Source organism: Microcoleus sp. T2B6 (assembly GCF_036700475.1).
Classification (GTDB): domain Bacteria; phylum Cyanobacteriota; class Cyanobacteriia; order Cyanobacteriales; family Microcoleaceae; genus Microcoleus.
This window is the reverse complement of record NZ_JAUBOZ010000035.1, coordinates 40,406-59,863: the sequence shown is the minus strand read 5'-3', so window position 1 is coordinate 59,863 and position 19,458 is coordinate 40,406. Positions and strand designations below refer to the sequence as shown.

Below are 19,458 nucleotides of genomic sequence, written 5' to 3'. Positions count from 1 at the left end.
TGATAATTCGGCGGTTGAAACAGGGGCAACCACGGGGGGATTGCCCCTACCACACAAACTTTCATCCGAGAGCTCTTCTGTTTCATTCTCAGTATTTTGTAGGGGTCGTGCCCCCGTGCCGACCCTCCCCATCCATTTAAGCCGGATTTGGGATCAAATCAGAGCGAACATATCTTGGGTAAGCGAGCTTGATGACAAACCAGTGACAGACGCTAACAACTCACCAGTGCTGGCGATACGGATCAGGGTGTCCTGCGCCCGGATACCAGTACCCTGGCTAATGGTCAACTGGTTAAATGTTAGACCGCCGCTTAATCCCAGTAAATCTTGACCAGTCTGGAAATCAGTAATGGTGTCCACTCCTGCACCAGAGTTGAGCACAAAGCGATCGCGACCATCACCACCTATCAGCGAATCATTGCCTAAACCGCCATTGAGCAGGTCATCACCAGCGCCACCGCTAACAGTATCATTTCCCCTGTCTCCAAAAAGGGTGTCATTTCCCAAGTCCCCGGAAACTAGGTCATCGTCCTTACCGCCGTGGACAACATCATTATCTTTACCGCCATAGACAGTATCATTTCCCATGTCTCCGAAGAGGATATCATCTCCTGAATCTCCTAAAACCAGGTCATTATCCTTGCCGCCGCGAACAACATCCTTGCCTTTACCGCCGTAAAGAGAATCATTTCCCTGATTGCCGTTGAGAAGGTCTTTGCCTTGATTGCCATAGAGCAAGTCATTACCCAATCCACCAACAAGAGTGTCATTTCCCAACTTACCGATTAAGACATCATCATTTTGAGTACCTGTGATTGAGTCGTCATTGTCAGTGCCAATTAGGGTGTCACCGCTGATCCCCTCAAACGTTGGCGTTGGTAGTGGCGTTGGCTCTGGTAGTGGTGTCGGTGTCGGTGTGGGATCTGGTAGTGGTGTTCGTGTTGGCTCTGGTAGTAGCGTTGGCTCTGGATTGGATGTAGGTGTCGGTGTTGGCTCTGGTAGTAGCGTTGGCTCTGGATTGGATGTAGTTGTCGGTGTTGGCTCTGGTAGTAGCGTTGGCTCTGGCGTTGGCGTTGGTGTTGGTGTTGGCTCTGGTGTTGGTGTTGGCGTTGGCGTTGGTGTTGGTGTTGGCTCTGGCGTTGGTGTTGGTGTCGGTGTTGGCTCTGGCGTTGGTGTTGGTGTTGGCGTTGGTGTTGGTGTTGGTGTTGGTGTTGGCTCTGGCGTTGGTGTTGGTGTTGGTGTTGGCTCTGGCGTTGGTGTTGGTGTTGGTGTTGGCTCTGGCGTTGGTGTTGGTGTTGCCTCTGGTGTTGGCGTTGGTGTTGGTGTTGCCTCTGGTGTTGGCGTTGGCGTTGGGGTTGGAGTGGGTGTTGGTGTCGGTGTTGGCGTTGGTGTCGGTGTTGGCGTTAGCGTGCTGCTCAAATAATTGAGGATGTCACTCCCGGAGAGATTCGCCACAGTTTCAATTAAGCCAGCACCAGAAACCGACTCAGCGAAAAAGTCTAAAATAGCTAGGTCTTTAGCAGCATTAGCAACCCCATCTTTGTTGAGGTCTACCAGCAGCGTTGTGCCATCTCGTTTGATACCAATGGAACCAGCAGCCGGAGCTGATAAAGAGATAGTTGCACCTGGAAGGTTAAGAATATCTGTACCACCTGCATCTTGGATTTGAGATCCAGCAGCTTTTTCGGAGTCTAACTGGTAAGAATCATTCCCTAAGCCAGCTTTGATGGTATCGGCACCGCCACCGCCTGTCAGCGTGTCTTCCAAGGCACCGCCATAGATTTCATCCCCATAGGGAGTGCCGATAATCTTGAATTGCTCGATATTGCTGAAATGCAGTTGGCTTGGCCCCCATGTATGGATTTCTCCACTACCTGTGATTGGGTCGAAATTGGGGTAGCGAATGCCAATATTGACGTAGGTTGACAGTGAAGGGCGATCGCCACCGGAACCGCCAAAATCCCAGGTGCTACCACCTGCTAAAGGGTTGCCAATATCAATGAGTGTAGGAATGTCGGTGCCATCAGCATTCCCTACAAAAAGACCGTAAGTTATTTTTTCGTCAGTAGTGTCTATATCTTTGACAAAAGCAACTTTGGCACCATCAGCGGCAAGAGAAGGATATCCTGAAGCATTTTCCTTACCGGAAGCTATGAGGACTTCAGAGCCATCCGTCTTACCGACGCGAATCATGGTGTCGGGTACATCTGGTGAGCCAGCAAGCTTCTCGCTAAGCCAAGCCACTTTGCTACCATCTGCTGATATAGATGGATGCAGAGCAAATTCTTGGAATTTGTTTTCGCCCTCGATATCGTCGGACAGTTTCTTTATATCGGTGCCATCTGTGTTGGCAACAAAGATTACTGCGTTTCCTGTTCTGGGAGAACGTTCCCAAGCTATCTTCGAGCCGTCTGCTGAAAGGGATGGAAAAGCATCATAAAGTTCCGCGAAGAAAGTAGCTGTGGCAGAATCATCCGTAATTTGTTTAATTCCTGTACCGTCAGTATTGGCAACAAAGATTTCTTCCTCTGAAACAGACTCTCCCACTTTAACCAGCCCACTCCAGGCTATTTTCGTCCCATCGCCTGAGAGGGAAATTTTACCGTGACCTGTAGCTACTGCACCTAGTTCAAATGTGGTAATTTTTGTGATGCCAGTACCATCAGTGTTGGCAACAAAAAGGTCAGCTTCCTGACCCCTATATTCTGTCCAAGCTACCTTGCTGCCATCGGCTGATAAAGAGGAGCCATTAAAGTTCGGATTAGTAACAGTATTGATTCTGAAAGGTGGATTTGAATTACCGACCTTTTTAACCCACAGTCCCTCTTCATCTGTCCACGCTACTGTCGTGCCATCGGTTGATAGAGCAACGTCATAGTGAGTAGTGCTGTTGCCAATATCAACTGTCAGGGGTGTTCCTACACCATAAGCGTTTGCCACAAAGACATCCCATGAAGAGGGATCTGTTGGGTCAATGTCTCTCCATGCGACGGCACGGGTGGGTAAAGCGGAATAGTCCACAACTAACTGGTCGGTTCCCGTTCCCCCATCGATCGTATCGTTACCTAAACCGGGGGTGAGGGTGTCGTTTCCGTCTCCGCCGTTGATGGCATCGTTGCCTCCACCACCATCTATGAAGTCATTCTGGGTGCTACCTGACAGAATATCTCCAAGTTCTGAGCCAGTTAGTTTTTCAATGGAGTGCAATACATCACCGGCTGCGTCTCCGCCGGAACTTTTACCAGATGTCAGATCGACGGATACTGCTTCACCGGAGGAGATATAGGAGACAGCATCAATACCCTCTCCACCATCAAGAGTATCGGCTCCGGCTCCTCCGGCAAGGTAATCGTCGCCAGAACCAGCCAAAAGTTTGTCATCACCTGCTTCCCCAGAAAGGCGATCACTTCCATCATCTCCAAAGAGGCGATCGCTGTTATCGCCACCTTTCAAATTATCGTCGCCGCCCTCACCAAAAAGCTCATCGCTGCCTGCACCACCGACCAACTGGTCATTCCCCTCACCGCCGTGGAGTGTTGCCGAGCCAGTCCCCCGATAGTACAGCTTATCGTCACCAACCTCGCCTGAAAGGTCTGCCGGAGTTTGGACGCCAGCCTGAATATTAATTAAATCGTTGCCAGCACCGCCGTTGCCAACAATCTTGCTGCTGACATTGTGCTTCTGCCTGGTCTCGAATGCTGATATGTAAACAACCCCGCCTGAATTTGGATCTGGCGAAATGGTGAATATCTCATTTCCATCGTTGAGATCGCCCCTAGTTCTAGCACTTGCATTTGGCCCCATATTCAGCCGCAACAGGCCACCGCCAACATCTTCCGCCAGCTTCAAACCTGTTTTATCATCGCACTTGGAATCAAAGCTGATTAGTGGCGGAGTTTTGGCCAGACCGATTTCTTCACGACCTCCTAAAAACTTATAGTAAGCGTACAACCCAGCAGTAACTTCACCGCTAGTCTTAAACAAACACAGCGGATCTTCTTTAATTTGCTCCAGAATTTTATTGACCCGAACCTTGCCATCTTTATTGTGCAGATTATCGTCCAGATCGAAGTTAACTTTGGTGCGAACGCTTGCTTCTACACCAGCACTAGCTAATACTGCATTGAGTTCGCCAGAGCCTCCAATCCCTCCAGTCAGACTAACTTCTGGAACCTCTTCAGTCGTTCCGTCGGGGTTAGTGCGGAAATCGTTCACAAAAAATCCGTTGAAAATATCAGCAGTTTTGCGACTATCTGCGAACTGCTTTAGCCCTTCTGTATCAAAGCCAAAAGCTAAATCGATGTTGGCACTAAGGTCAAAGCTGAAACGAGCTCCCAAAATATAAATGATGGGGTAAAACTGACTGTATCCCAACTTGAATTTCAGCTCCGGCATATCGTATGTAAACAAATCTGCCGTTTGCCCCAGCAGCAGCTTAAACGCATTCGTTGAATCGTTTAAGAGTGGAAATTTGAGTTGACCTGCCTTTGAGCTTTCAAAACTGCTGACCAAGTTTGTGGCTTTTGTTTCTCCTTTACTTTCTAGCTGCGATTTGATGTCGGGAATTCCCTGACTTGGGCTCGGCGATACATTTTTAAGGTCGGGGACCGATCGGATATCCGTGCTGCCTAAATTAAAGCTGCCAAGGTCAACAATCAGCTTGTCAGGGCTAGTTGAAATATCGTCGATTTTTTCAATCAAAACAGCGATTTCGCTGACGGCTTTTATGTACCCCAAATTGAAATCTGGATCGATAGCTGGTTCGATAGTTTCGATGATATCCAAGAGCGTAACATTACCATCCTTATCTTTATCTAAGGCAGCTTTGATAGCTCTGACATCAGAGAACCCCGGTAGCGGTTCTTCCAGCACTTTGATGACAGGTTGAATTGGATCTGTAACCTGCTTGATCTTTCCCAAAATAGGTTTCGCAAAGTCGCTGAAGAATGTACCCATATCCATCTGTACGTTGTTGAACGCAATAGTGGGTACATCGCCAAAACTGCTAGGATTGTCTGGATCTGCATTGCTGCTATTAAATCCCCAGTCAATATTGATGTCCGTACTAAGCGATGGCAGTACGGCAGACTCTTGAAAACTTGTGGCAGCATTCAGATTGATATTTGCTGAACCATTAAATTTGACATCTACGAGGCTTTTTAAATTAACTGATGGCAGTTCCGAAAAAAACAGTTGATTATCTGAGTCCTTTAAATCAACTGTAAAATCGCCGTTAAATTGGGTGCCTTTATCTTTGACATTGAGTTGCAGAAATCCCAGTTTGCCAGTTACCTCTAAGTTGGGAAGAGAGGCATTGAAATTAATTTTAAGTTCGTTGGCATTTGATGTATCGAAATAAAAGCCTTTAGTCTTATTGACACCAAAATCCAGATTTAAATCATAGCCAAGACCGATTTTGGCCTTGCCATTGATATCCAATTTCAAAGCTGGTAATCCAATCCCAGCATCCAAGGCTGTAGAGAATGAGTTAGCCGCCTGTTCTTTTTTGAGCCTTAAGTTAAACTTAACATCGTCGGTTGTTTCCACAAAGCTAATCGCCTGGTCAATTTCTTGGGCATCAACTTGACCATCATTATTCAAGTCGGGAAGCAACTTTAACCCACTGGGCCCCAAAGCTTCTGCTAGAGCTTGTTTGATTAGCTCCGGTGTTTTAGTTACTGCTGTATCGAGTTTTTCGTGCAGTTTATTGAGAACATCATCTTCAAAATTGCTGATAAACTGTACGCCACTTTCAGCGGAATTCTTCAGTTTATCTCCTAAAAGTGGCAATTTGTTCCCGTATACTCGGTTATTGACAGCAGCTTGAAGGGTATCTAGAAGAGCATCGAAACCTGTAATAATGTCTCCCAGATTTTCTCCGGTGTAAATTGTTGCTTGTTCAATCTGAAGAACTTGTTCATCTAAGGTAAGGGTAGCTGAATCATCCTCAGCTAAAAGCAGTTGTCGCTGTTGAGAGTTCAATGTTTCTCCACGCACTAATGCTGAGAAAATTGCCCCTTCATCTCCAGGGGTATCTGAGTTATTCAATTGCCAGTCTATTGAGTGACCGATTTCTTCTAAAATAACATTGGCGATCGCATCAATATTATTGGAATTTTCATCAAGAAACTCTCGCGATAGATAAATTGTGTTATTTGCTCCAGCAAAAGCTCCCTTGGCTCCATTAATTTCTGCTGAAGAGCGAATCTCTATCAAGGGAAGTTTTTCAAAGTCTCCATTCGCCCAATCTAGAGCTAAGCTTTTGGCAATATCAGCCTCAAAGTCGTTACCAAAAGCTAACGCCATCTTGGCAGTAAAATCAGCATCTGTTCCTAAAGCTGCGAGGAAGCTATGAGTTTTTTGTAGAGATTGCTCTAAACTATGAGTAACGGTAGTGCTATCTAGTGATAAATTCATACTGTTCACCTTTTCCCTGTAAGTATTTCCATGTATCTGCGATCGCCCTTTCTTTATCCAACTGACACAAGAGCGATCGCCCTCTACTATTCCAGATAATCAAGAAGCGTTCAAGAAGTATTTGGCTTTAGGTTTTTAGGAGAGCAACGAGCTCGATAATGACTGCGCTACATAGCCAAGCCCTGCAACAACGATGATGAACTTGGGTATAGCACACCACCGAGCAATCTGAGGCCAGGGACTTTTTACAGCGCCGCGAAGCATTTTCTCAAGCGCGAAATTTTCAGTTCGATCGAGTAGCGCTGCTAGCCATTGCGCCCAAGCCAGTAGAATCGCTAAGTTGTACTCCAAAGTTCCAGGCGCGTGCAGCCTATCAGCAGCCATCACACAGCCTAATGCGATCGCCGTTGAATAAGCCAGTAGAAAGAAATTATCCCAGTAAAGACTGCTTAAAGCCTCGTTGAGTGCCCCCTTCTCCCAGGAGGCAATAATGGCGCTAGCTTTCTCCTCATTGCCTGCCAATTCAAGAGAAAGTATACCGCAGGGAGCTTGTTCGGTTGTAAGCGATGGGTGGTTTGTCTTTGATGCCAATCCCAAAGTGAGAGCAACCAACAGTCCCAATACTAGCCAATCAGTTAAACCACTGGGGATTAAATGGAGTGGATGCCACAATTGCATTTTCTTGCCTCCTACAGTTCTGGTGTCACTCGTAGTACAGGATCGGGGCGTGGAGTTTCTTCGTCAATAAGAGACACATCACCCCAACCTTTCACAAAATCCTGAATGTATTTGACGCGAGCCAATGCTTCGTCGCACCAAGCCTCGGAGCGAGGGTAGGGATATTTATCATTCTTATGCTGCTCATTTTTATCCTGCTGCTCTTGGGCCAGCTTCTGGCAATCTAAACTCTTGTCTCGCAGCACCTGTTCCACCTTTGTCAGTTCAGTCTCCAGTAATCCCATCAGTACCTGAAAACGCACCCATTGATGATGTTCCAACTTAAAATCATTTACTATTTTTTCTCCAGCTATCTCCCCCTTTTCCATCACTCGCTTGATAATTTTCTTGTCCATAGACAAATTCAGTCCACCTTCAGCTTTATCTAAACGAACCTGCACCACCCGTTCCCTGTAACTTGGCAGCATTGATTGGGTGTTGTCGCGGTAGTTTTGCGCTGTTAACCAAATTGCCCGGATAAAATCGCTCAACTTGGAAATTTGTGCCCACACCTGAACAGGGGGATCGTTTGCCTTGGAAAGGTAAATTGATTTATAGAGTTCATCTCTATCCCCATCCAACGTATCTAATTGCCGGCCAAGGTTTTCTGTATCTGGATTGGTAACGACGCTGACAGCATCTGCCTGTATCTGAGTCTTATTTTCGTCCTTCTTAAATGCGTTGGGTGGCAGCGAGGTAAGGTTAATTCCAAAAGTCGGGCGGCTTGGCAACCACTCATCAAAAAGGTGGATCGGAAAGTTGCTAGAGATGCCTCCGTCACTAAACCAGTTCAGTTGCGAATACTGTTTCCAATCCTTTTCCTTGGTAAGATCGAGCTTTTTTTTGCCTTGGAAAGCAGCGCCATTAATTGTGTAGAGAGGAACGGCACCGATTAATATAGGAAAGCTGAGGCTCATCCGCATCGCGACTACCACTGGCAAATTGTCCGCTTCAGGCAAGAAATGAAAACCTTCAGGCAACTCCACGCTTTTGCTTCGGTAAGCACATCGCGTCATATATTCTACGACGTTCGACGGGAATAGCTTGGAAAACTCTTCCTTATTAAAAATAAAAGCGTGGTTTTTGAAAGGCAGTATATAGGGTTGATTGTGACTCAGGTTAGATGTCACCAGCTTGAGGTCAATGGGCTTTTGCTTTTGCTTTAGCTTGCCAAAGGTAAGTGGCTCACCGTTTTCATCAATTCCGGCAACATAGTTGATTTTTGCAGTCAGCCAATCGGTCAGCGCTTCTGGGCCTTTAGATGTGCGATTGTTTTTTCGCCCACTGCACATTCCAAAAAAGTTATTCGGCACTTTTTCAGTGAGGATGCCGTACAAATCGTAGACGCCAACACCCAAAGCGCCCATCCACCATCCTATCCAAGCCAACGGTACGCTTAGTAGCAGCAAGAGTATAATAAAGCTCCCTCCGCTTAAACTACCACCCGTCAACTGAGCCATTAAAAAAAATACTAGAAAAGAGAACCCTGATAAGAACAACGCCAGGATTAAACCGATCGCAAAGCCTCTAAGCGATCCAATTGCGAACACCCTCTGGTGTTTAGAGCGAAAAGTTTTGCGAAGAAATCGAGCAAACTGGAAAAAGCCCAAGAATTTTTGCAGCGGAGTTGACTCTTCCTGCTTTTCATGGTTGTTTTTTTTCGTTTCTTCTTGTTGTTTACTGTAAATAAAAACAGCCTCCAGGGTATCCATTAAGGGTTGGGTTTCTTCGGAAGGTTGAAATAGGTTGCGTAAGAACTTTTCTTGACTAAGTTGGTCGCTGATCTCCTTGAGCTTTGTAAAGCCTCCCGTGTCCCGTCCGTATTCTGCTGCTGCTGTAACTGCTGCTGCGATCGCTCCTGCAGAAGTGCCTCCAATACTACGAAACCGATACTTTTCTGCAAGCTTTAGGACAATCGGAGGATAAACAATTCCACTCGTCACACCCCCTTTCATTACCAAATCACATTCTTTTTTTTTCTTACTCAAAAACTCTGATTCTTCTGTTGTATTCAACAACTGCCTTGGCATTTTGTTTCTCCTTTTAAAAAAAATTGCTTGCGAATAGGTCGAGGCTACCCTAATAAATTATTGAATCAATCTAAGTTCAATAAATCTCTAACTTAGGAGTAAACTAAATCAACAAGGGTTAACTATATTCGCTTTTTTTGGTGTGTTTGTGAAACTTGCGATCGTACCCTCTTAAGATTGAAATTCACTGCTTAAATCTACCTTGATTCAGTGATAACCCGGATGCGCCGATCGCGTCTGTGAGAAATAGTTATAAATAGTTATAACTTGCGCGCAAAATATGCTATCATCTTGAGTATAATTGCTTAATCTTCTGTGCCGTCAAGCAGGAACCACCGCTTTTTCGCTCACACACCCGATAATTTTAAATAAATGACGATCGACGAAGCATTGCTTTTCCTCGACTCGGTTCTCAAACAACAGCATCTCAACGATATTCAGATATTAGTATTGCGACAGGCTTGGGAAGGACGCTCTTATTCAGAGATTGCCAAAAGCGCGGGTTACGATGCAGAATATATTAAGTTTGTTGGCTTTCAGTTATGGCAAGTTCTCAGTCGGCTATTCGGAGAAAAAGTCACCAAGAGTAATGTTCAGTCAGTTATGCGACGGAAAGCGCAACAGGCACAAGTAACCGTCGCACTACCAAATAGCCAAATTAGTCACAATATCAACGAACAAATCGATCGGAGTGGTGCGATCGCCGATCGAGTTACACCTGACGTAACAAAACTCAACAAAACCATTAATTGGGGAGAGGCAATTGATGTTTCTATTTTCTACGGACGTGCAGAGGAATTAGCTTTATTAGAACAGTGGCTAATCGGCGATCGCTGTCGCCTAGTGACGCTGTTGGGGATGGGTGGCATTGGTAAAACCTCTCTCTCTATCAAGGTAGCAGAACGCATCCAAGAACAATTTGATTATATTATTTGGCACAGTCTCTACAATGCTCCATCGCTCCTCGACTTGTTGGCAGAATTGATTCAATTTCTCTCGAACCAACAAGAAACAAATTTACCGGAAACTGTGGATGCTGGAATCTCGCGCCTGATGCACTATCTGCGACAGCATCGGTGTCTTTTAATATTAGATAACTTTGAGTCAATTCTACAGGAAGAAGAACGCACGGGTTGTTATCGACAGGGATATGAAGCCTACGGTCAACTTCTGCGATGCGTAGCCGAAATCAACCATAAAAGTACCCTGCTACTAACCAGTCGAGAAAAACCGATCGGTTTAGCAGCTAAAGAAGGTAAAAATTTGCCAGTTCGTTCATTACAACTGACAGGTTTAACAACCCCAGAAGCACAGGAAATTGTCCAAGATATTGCTTTTTTTCAAGGATCAGACTGCGAATGGGATATTTTGATATCCCACTATGCGGGAAATCCCCTAGCTTTAAAAATGGTTGCTCCAGCCATTCACGACTTTTTTGAAAGTAGCCTGACCAAATTTTTAGAACTTTTAAACCAAGGAACTTTAGTATTTGATGATATTCGGAACCTATTAGACCGACAATTCAATCGTTTATCAGATATAGAAAAAAAGGTGATGTACTGGCTAGCGATCGAGCGGGAGCCAGTCTCGCTGAGAGAGTTACAACAAGATTTAGTTTCAAAATTAACTGTCAAAGAATTACTAGAGGTTTTAGGTTCTCTCGTTAGACGTTCTCTCATCGAAAAAACCTCAGACGGCTACACTCAACAACCCGTCGTCATGGAATACATGACGGAACGATTAATCGAAAAAGTCTGCACTGAGATAACCAACAGCGAAATTGACCTTCTCAGAAGCCATGCTCTTCTCAAAGCTACAGCTAAAGAATACCTTAGAGATACGCAAGCTCGTCTTATCCTTAAACCTATTGCCGATCGACTGCTTTTTACTTTTGAAAGCCAGCAACTTCTAGAAAACCAACTCAAACCCATTCTGGCATCACTGCGCGGTAAACCAACACTAGAAACTGGCTATGCTGCGGGTAATATTATAAATCTATTGCGTCAGATGCAGCCAGATTTAAGCGGTTGGGATTTTTCTAATTTGACCGTTTGGCAAGCTTATTTACCCGATACGAATTTACATCAGGTAAACTTTGCTGGTGCTAATTTAGCTAATTCCGTTTTCGCTGAAGTTTTGGGAAGTGGTTTGTCAGTCGCTTTTAGCCCGGATGGAAAACTTTTAGCTTTGGGCGATACGAATGGTGAGATTCACTTGTGGCAAATGCCAGAAGCTAAGCTGCTGAGCACTAGCAAAGAAGACGGCAGCATCGTGTTATCCGCTGCTTTTAGTCCGGATGGGAAAACTCTTGCTACTGGCGGTAGTAACGGGACGATTCGTTGCTGGGATGTTAGTAGTTGGTCTATCCGTCAAATATTGCAGGGAAATACTAGCACTGTGCTGGGAGTTGCTTTCAGTCATGATGGCAAGATGCTTGCTAGTGGCATCGGTGATGGGACTGTGCGTTTTTGGGATTGGAGTAATGGACGATGCTTGCTAACATTGCCAGCACACCAAAGTCAGGCTTGGTCGATCGCATTCAGTCCTCAAGGTAAGATTTTAGTTAGTGGCGGTGATGACGGAACGCTCAAACTGTGGGATGTAGAGACGGGAGAATGCCTGAAAATGTTTGAGAGTGACAGCAGTCAAATTCGATCGGTGGCTTTCAGTCCAGATGGTAAAACGGTAGCCAGTGGTGATGATTCTGCGATCGACCTCTGGGATATTAACACGGGTGAAGTCTTGAGGATTTGCTCTGGACATTCACAAATATTGGTGTCTGTTGCCTTTAGTCCTGACGGCCAGATTTTAGCAAGTTGCAGCGAAGACCGCAGCGTGAGATTGTGGGAAGTTGCATCCGGTCAGTGCCTAAAAACACTGCAAGCACACACCAGTCGGGTTTCAGCCGTCGCGTTTAATCCTGATGGCAAAACTTTAGCTAGCACTGGTGAAGACCGCACGCTAAAACTGTGGGATGTTAAAACAGGTCAATGTCTGAAAACACTTTACGGGCAAAGCAATCCAGTGACATCGGTAGTTTTTTCACCAGACGGTCACAGCTTAGCCAGTAGCGATCGCGCCGTCAGATTATGGAATGCTAAAACAGGAAAATGTCTTAAAAGCTTACAGGATGGACAGACTAATCGATTGAAATCCATTGCCTTCAGTCCCGATGGACACTTGCTTGCAAGTGGATTCTATGACACTACTGTCAGGTTATGGGATGCTACGACTGGACAGTGCCTAAAAAGTTTACAGGGTCATTCAGCTTGGGTTTGGGGAGTCGCCATCAGTCCCGACGGTAAGACGTTGGCTAGTTTCAGTGGCGACCAGATTATAAAACTATGGGATATCAGGACAGGGCACTGTCTTTATACTTGCGCCGAACCAGAGGGCTGGGTGTTGGCAGTTGCGTTTAGTTTTTCAGGTCATATCCTCGCTTCTGCCACTGCTGATAATACGGTGAAGTTATGGAATATCAGTACAGGGGAAGTTTGGAAAACTTTTACCGGACATAGCGGTTGGGTTTGGTCTGTTGCCTTTAGTCCTGACGGTAATATCCTGGCAAGCAGCAGTAGTGACAGTACCATCAAATTTTGGGATATCAATACAGGAGAATGTCTGACCACCCTAGAGGGACATGACGGTATTGTGTCATCTGTAATGTTCAGTCCTGATGGTACACACTTGGCGAGTGGCGGTCATGACCAAACTGTACGAGTGTGGGATGTTAGCACGAATGAGTGCTTGCAAGTTCTGCGGGGACACGACAATTGGGTGTGGTCGGTTGCTTTTAGTCCAGATGGTCGAATTCTAGCCAGTGCCAGCCAAGATGAGACGATTAAGCTTTGGGATGCAGTAACGGGTGAGTGTAGCAAAACCTTGCCTGTTCCCAAACCTTATGAAGGAATGAATATTGCAGGTGTTAAAGGTTTAACTGAGGCGACTATTGCGACGCTCAAAACACTGGGGGCAGTTGAAGTAAGTTGATCGTGACTATAGCAATCCTAAATGATTCAGATACATTTGTAGGGGTAGTGCCCCCGTGCCTACCCCCTATCTATCGGGCAACCACGGGGGGATTGCCCCTACAATAATTATGCAAATGATTTAGGATTGCTATAATACCAAATCCGGGTTTACTACCCCTTTTTTTTTGTATTATTTGTCATTGCGAGGAACGAAGCAATCGCAGAGACTAAGCGATTGCTTCGTTCCTCGCAATGATATCAACTCCGCTAGCATCGTCGGGCGTAAAATCGAATCAACAGTCAATACTCAACTATCATTCAGTTTTTCGACTCCAAGTTAACAGTCAACAGTCAACAGTCAACAGTCAACAATAATTCCGGTGCAACCGGAATTGATATGACGGAGGGGTAGTCATGATATTAAACCCGGATTTGGGATCGGGCGACTACATTGGAGGGGGTGGGGCGTCTTGAATTTTAGCCAGTGCTGCTTTCATTTCAGGAGTGGCTAGCAATTTTTGGGTATCTGCGATCAAACGATCGCCCCAGAGGTTTTCTTTGAGATATTCTAGGGTAGCATACCGTTTGTCGAGTTTTAGAGCTGCTTCTCCCATCGCTAAGCCTTTTGCTTTGTCGCCTTTGCCGTAGAGTGCTACTGCTAGAGCTAGCATTGCTTCGGCTGCTTTGTCGTCGATCGCGATCGCTTCTTGCCAGCGTTTGATGGCGCTATCAACATCTCCCATTTCGTATTTGACTAATCCGATATTGTTGACAGCCGGCCAAAGATTTTTTTCTAAAGCAAAGGCTTTTTCGTATTGGGCGATCGCCTGATCGAACCGCTTCAGCTTATAAAAAGCATTGCCTAAATCAAATAATGCACCGGGAGTGTCTGGTTTTAGTTTTAATCCTGCTTGCAAATATTCGACTGCTTTCTCGTAGTTCGTTTTCCGAAAATGAGCTTCTCCCAAGACAAATTTAATTGATGGATTTTCTGGCGACAGAGATTGAGCTTGCCCCAAAGCTTCAATGCCTTTGTCAAACTGCTCGACTTGAAGGTACAAGCTACCTAACAAAGTCCAAGTTTGAGCATTTTTGGGGGCTAACTGTGTGGCGAGTTCGGCTCTGGGTACCGCTAGTTGGTACTGCTGGAGTCTGGCTAGCTGGACGGCTTCTTCTGCAAGGCTCAAGGCCGTTTGTTCGAGTTGGGCCGAGTCGATTTGCAGGGTGTAAGGCAGGAGTGCCTGTGCAACAGCAGGCTCGGGCATTGCCCCCAAACCGAGTGCGAGTAGCAGAGATATTAAAGGAATGCGATTAGGCACTGTACAGCCCCAGAAAAAAATATAAGGGTTTCTCGATCGCCTATAATAACTCATATTTTTGAGTTTTGATATTGCTTCTTGACTCGCAACACTTCTGGGTTTTCATTTAAATACTTCTCAAATTATGTTGGCACTCAGGATAGCCGTTTTTCTTCACTATTTTATAGACGACTGAGAAGGTCACTACAAACAAGCTAAGTTATGAGCTATTATAAAGTTGAATCAGTTAATAAATAAGGCTTCGCGGTTGTCAGTTAAAGCTCTACAAAATTCTGTTTTAGCTCATAAATAATAGTTTATTTTTACTGATTTATAAACGAGTTAATTCCGCACTACAAACCTGGTAAATCCTTCATTTTCACGAGCTTGAGTGAGTTAATAAAGCCTGTTGAATTTTATCTAACAATTGTGCTGCCGATAAGGAAGAAGGCAAAATTTTGGCTGATACTTCTTGCAGTAGAAAGTCGATCGCCTCTGATTCCGAATTTACAGCATACCGATAATCCCAGACTAAAATTGGCAGTTTTACTGCCATTTGGCGCAGGTTCGATAGCGCCTGCAACATAGCGGGGGATTCTGAGGGGGCATCTCGCAAACACAGCAAAACTAAGTCAACGCTTTGATATTGCAACTGCTGCAAAACTTCTGTCCAGCAGGGAGCGATCGACCCTCGAAATCCTGCGGTGTGGATGTACTGGATCAAAGCTTGAAAGTTGGGAGTAGAAAACTGGGAATTGGGGAGGGGAATCTCGGCATTTGTCGATCGATCGCAATGTTCCAATTCTTCCGTCGGGTTCCCCCCAGAAGTTCGGTGCAAATCGGGTAACGTCGAAATGTCGGCAAATAAAATGCTGGGCTTCCAACTCATGCCAGCAGCGACTTGAATCACTTGCCACAATGCACTGGCCACCAACCCGGTACCTGAAGTTTCACTGTCGTCGGGACTGCGGGTAGCCAAACAGGGAAATACCGACAATCCTTTGACTTGATTTGCCAGTTGCGTAGTAGTGGGTTCTAAAGTAACCAAGGGGAGAGAACCCAAATTTCGAGACCGACTTAACTGTTCGATAAAAGCTAAGGGGTTTTGCAGTTGACTTGTACCATCCAAGACGATCGCGTCTGGCCGCCAAATTCTTGCCACGAGTTCTGCTTGGCCGAGGTCGTCTGCTTCTAAAACCCGGCAGTAGTTGGGGTTGAGCAGTAAAGCGGAACCTTGAGACGAACTGTTTTGCGGGCTGAGCCACAACACGGTTAAAGAACTCTTCACTTTGCCCGTACTGGCATTACTGTGGCCGATCAAGTCTGTCAGCAGCCGCCGCAAAGCGGGTTCTTCCACCGGCAAGCTCAAAAAGCCTTCGGCTCTGTTGACACTGGCCCGTTCTTTTTCGCCTCTGGTGGCCGTGACGATCGCCGGAATCGATCGGGTATCCGGGTCACTCTTGAGCAGCGTCAGCACGTCCCAACCCGACAGCAGTGGCAGCAGCGGGTTGAGGAAAATCGCTTCGGGACTGAACCTGCGAGCTTTTTCCAGTGCTTCGGTGCCGGAACGGGCGACTATTACTTGGTAGCCCAAACCTGAGATGACGTTGGTTAAATCTTCGATATATTTGGGAACGGCTTCGACTATTAATACTAAACGAGAGCGAGAATTGGCGATCAGAGTCGGATATTGGGATTTTAATAATTCTTCCTCAGCGGCTCCCGGTGCGGAGACTTCTTCGCTGCTGTTTCCCGGAGGATTTGGTGGCAGCAGCAGGGTAAATTGAGAGCCTTGGTTTTCGGAGGAAATAAACGAAACGTCTCCGCCGTGCAGCCGAGCTAGGCGTTGAGTCAGTACCAGTCCCAGTCCGGTTCCTTGAAAGCGCCTGGTGAGGGGGCTTTCTAGCTGTTGGAATTTCTGAAAGATCAGGTGCTGTTTGTCGGCGGGGATGCCGATGCCAGTGTCCCAAACAGTGAATGCGATCCAGCCTTCCCAAACATTTACTTTCAATCCGATTTTGCCGCCGAGTTCGGTGAATTTTAGGGCATTGGAAAGGAGGTTAACCAGCATTTGCCGCAGCCGCAGTTCGTCGGCAATTAAGTGGCTCAGTCCCGGTTCTATTTCGAGTGTAAATTCTATTTGGGCAGAGGGTTCTGCGTTTGCTGTACCGTCCGTTTGGCTCGCGCCGGGAGGGTTTTTTTCTTCTTGCTGTTGCAGTTGTTTTGCTTGTTCAAAGGCTCTTTGGCAGGTTGATGCTATTTCGACCGGTTCGGGAATTAGTTCTAGCTGCCCGGTTTCCATCCGGGTCAAGTCTAAAATGTCGTTAACTATTGTCATCAAATGCCGCCCGCTTTTATGGATTAGTTTGGCGTAGCGTGTTTGGCGGTCATTGAGTTCTCCGATCAATTTATCTTTGAGGAGGCTGGACAAACCGAGGACGGCGGTGAGCGGGGTTTTTAGTTCGTGGCTGATGCAGGATAAAAATTCGTCTTTTAGTCGGTTGAGGTGGATTAAATCTGCGTTTTTCGCTGCTAGTTCTTTGGCCACTAAATGTTCTTCGGTGACATCTTGTCCCATTACTAAAATTAGCTGGTCTGAGAGCGGTTGTTTGACAAATTGCCAGATCCGTTCTTGACCTTTTTGTACAGGGCATTCGCAAATATAGGTATCTGGTTTGCCGGCGGTGGGGCACCAAGATGGAGCGGTTAAGGTTGAGGGGGAGGCGGCGGCGTACAAGGGCAGCGGGCAACTGGTGGCTGCTGTTGAATCGCCATCGCCTGATCTACTTGCTCCTACTACGCTCCTGCACTCTTTGGTGATGGCCTCTAACTGCACGCTCTTGTATTCGCTTGTTAAATGGCTTGGTTTACGCGGCGAGTGTTTACCCAAATTTGCTGCTGGTTCTGGTACTGGTTCGGGGCCTGCTCCCAGCAAAACCCGCCACGCTGCGTTTTGGCTGACTATTTGTGCGGTAGGGGTTTGCAATCTCAGGGGCAGGGGCAGTTTTTCTAGGAGTTGGACTAGGGAGTTCAGGTTTTCCGAAGGTTTCAATCCTGCTTCTAGAAAGCGCACTTGAGCCTCTAGGGCCGTGGCGAGGGCTTCGGAAACCGGCCTTAATTCGATTTCTTTGACGGCTGTTGCCTGCTCTGTGAGGCTGCTGAGCGAGCTGCTGTTAAGTGCGGCGAATTGCAGCAGGCTCAGGCTGTCTAGCATTCCTAAAAATTGACCACTGGCATCTGTGAGGGCGATCGGGTTGTTTGATGAAATGCCGGCGGTTTGACGGTTTGGCAGGGCTGGGGTGTTCTGTTCCTGTGTTTGCAGGTATTGCCAGAATTCCCTGACGCTCATAGCGGCGGGTAATGCCCTGACTGGTTCGATCGCGATCGAGCTTTCTGACAAAGGTTGCTGCCCATCGTTTGTGCGATCGGCTCCCCAAGCCCAAAGGCTGCGGAGGTACACTAATCCCAGCGGCTGTAACTGTTCGTTGACTACTGCGACTCGATCGCAGTTGCAGGATCTGAAAATTGACTGCAGCGATTCTAGCGCGGCAGTTTGGAGGCACAGCGGCACTGGCTCGATAAAATTTTTGATACTGGCGGTGGTGAGTGGCATAACAAACCTGAGAGTCTGCTCGCGAGAGCAGTAATATTTTTGATGCTCAATGTAGCTGCGAATTTCTGTATCTTATTTGTTTTATATCAGTTCCCTATCAGGCTGGGTATCTGCACCGAGACCGGGGAGTTCGATGCCTACGCCTGATTTGAGGCGACTAGCAATTATTTTAAGGCTTAAGCTTAATTGCAGAAATCACGCTCAGGGTGCTTGACACAACAACCAAGGAGTACACTTTGATTCTTCCTCTGCTAGAAGCGCATCACTTATTTTGCGGTTAAGATTGGTTAAAATAAATGTTGAGATGATTGTTAAAATGTTAAGTTTTTTGTAAAGGAGATATCAACTCTGAGCGATCCAGCACTTTCAGGCAACTTAGGTGGTGCACCTACAGCTTTGCTTCCTCAACTGTCTATTGGTATTTTTGTCCGCTCTGAGGAAATCGCAGCCTCTGCGATCGAGCTTTTGAGAGGCGATCGCTATGCTTTAACGCACATTAAGTCGGCCGTGGAGCTTTTGGGGTTCCTTAAGCACAATTATCACCTTGATTGTTTGGTTTTGGAGGTGGATGGGGATCTGCGATCGCTTCTGGGCAAGCTGCAAGAACGATCGATCTTTTTGCCTGCTGTGATTTTTTCGCCTCACGCGCAGGTAGATGGCACGCCCGAAGCAGCATATTCAGATGGTTTTGAGGCGGCAGCCAGTACCGCCAACCAGAGTCGAGACGAAAGCTGTGCTTTTTTTTATCACCCTGCTGAGGTGCAACTAACAATCGCTCGATCGAGCGAAATAGCTGCTGGTATCGATCGGGCGATCGCACAATTTCTGAAACTTTCAACTCCGGTTCCTGTCAATTACCAATCCGTAACAATCGATGCGACAGCCCAATTGACTGCTCAAAGTTTGCTCAGCCGACAGCAGCGGCGGCTGGCAGAAAAATTACGGGAGCGATTAGGATACTTAGGTGTGTATTATAAAAGAAATTCCCAGATTTTTTTGAAAAATCTGTCGGGTCCAGAGAAGCAAAAGTTTTTGGAGCAACTCAAGTCAAGTTATCGCGACATCGTTTTGAATTATTTTTCTCAAGGTAGTGCGGTCAACAATCTAATAGATGAATTTGTGAATTTGGCTTTTTTTGCTGACGTTCCCGTGACTCAAATTGTAGAAATTCACATGGAATTGATGGACGAGTTTGCTAAACAGCTAAAATTAGAAGGGCGCAGCGAGGAAATATTGCTGGATTACCGTTTGACCCTGATTGACGCGATCGCTCATATGTGCGAGATGTATCGGCGATCTATTCCGAAAGAGACATCTCAAGGTAGAATGTAGAAGGGATTCGGCCTAATTTAAGAAAGAAAAGGTAGAAGGTAGAATCTAACAAAAAAGAAAGGAGCCGACCAAGGACCGCG

Annotated in this window: 7 protein-coding genes; 2 read left to right on the top strand and 5 right to left on the bottom strand. The window is 46.3% G+C overall.

The window, feature by feature from the left end; genetic code table 11:
• Nucleotides 1-153: 153 nt before the first annotated feature.
• The 3 genes from QUA00_RS17035 to QUA00_RS36865 all read right to left on the bottom strand — a co-directional run bounded on the left by QUA00_RS17035 (nucleotide 154) and on the right by QUA00_RS36865 (nucleotide 9,164).
• Nucleotides 154-6,417, bottom strand: a complete 6,264-nt coding sequence (locus QUA00_RS17035; protein WP_333410338.1) for a hypothetical protein — start codon at nucleotides 6,415-6,417, stop codon at nucleotides 154-156.
• A 135-nt stretch (nucleotides 6,418-6,552) separates the two neighbouring features.
• Nucleotides 6,553-7,095: a hypothetical protein gene (locus QUA00_RS17030; protein ID WP_333410337.1), complete on the bottom strand. Its 543-nt coding sequence runs from the start codon at nucleotides 7,093-7,095 to the stop codon at nucleotides 6,553-6,555.
• Between the two features lie 11 nt (nucleotides 7,096-7,106).
• Nucleotides 7,107-9,164: a patatin-like phospholipase family protein gene (locus tag QUA00_RS36865; protein WP_445305749.1), complete on the bottom strand. Its 2,058-nt coding sequence runs from the start codon at nucleotides 9,162-9,164 to the stop codon at nucleotides 7,107-7,109.
• Between the two features lie 372 nt (nucleotides 9,165-9,536).
• Here QUA00_RS36865 and QUA00_RS17020 point away from each other — a divergent pair, with 372 nt between their 5' ends.
• Nucleotides 9,537-13,154: a WD40 domain-containing protein gene (locus tag QUA00_RS17020; protein ID WP_333410336.1), complete on the top strand. Its 3,618-nt coding sequence runs from the start codon at nucleotides 9,537-9,539 to the stop codon at nucleotides 13,152-13,154.
• 427 nt (nucleotides 13,155-13,581) lie between these two features.
• Here the strand turns inward: QUA00_RS17020 and QUA00_RS17015 are convergent, their stop codons facing one another.
• Complete coding sequence (locus QUA00_RS17015; protein WP_445305751.1) at nucleotides 13,582-14,454, bottom strand: tetratricopeptide repeat protein; 873 nt, start codon at nucleotides 14,452-14,454, stop codon at nucleotides 13,582-13,584.
• Between the two features lie 358 nt (nucleotides 14,455-14,812).
• A complete protein-coding gene (locus tag QUA00_RS17010; protein ID WP_333410332.1) occupies nucleotides 14,813-18,046 on the bottom strand; it encodes an ATP-binding protein in 3,234 nt (1,077 codons plus the stop codon).
• Between the two features lie 396 nt (nucleotides 18,047-18,442).
• Here QUA00_RS17010 and QUA00_RS17005 point away from each other — a divergent pair, with 396 nt between their 5' ends.
• Complete coding sequence (locus QUA00_RS17005; protein ID WP_333410330.1) at nucleotides 18,443-19,378, top strand: circadian clock protein KaiA; 936 nt, start codon at nucleotides 18,443-18,445, stop codon at nucleotides 19,376-19,378.
• Nucleotides 19,379-19,458 lie beyond the last annotated feature (80 nt).

Coding starts and splice junctions, on each gene's coding strand:
- QUA00_RS17035 (WP_333410338.1), bottom strand. CDS start 6,417: ATGAATTTATCACTAGATAGCACTACCGTTACTCATAGTTTAGAGCAA.
- QUA00_RS17030 (WP_333410337.1), bottom strand. CDS start 7,095: ATGCAATTGTGGCATCCACTCCATTTAATCCCCAGTGGTTTAACTGAT.
- QUA00_RS36865 (WP_445305749.1), bottom strand. CDS start 9,164: ATGCCAAGGCAGTTGTTGAATACAACAGAAGAATCAGAGTTTTTGAGT.
- QUA00_RS17020 (WP_333410336.1), top strand. CDS start 9,537: ATGACGATCGACGAAGCATTGCTTTTCCTCGACTCGGTTCTCAAACAA.
- QUA00_RS17010 (WP_333410332.1), bottom strand. CDS start 18,046: ATGCCACTCACCACCGCCAGTATCAAAAATTTTATCGAGCCAGTGCCG.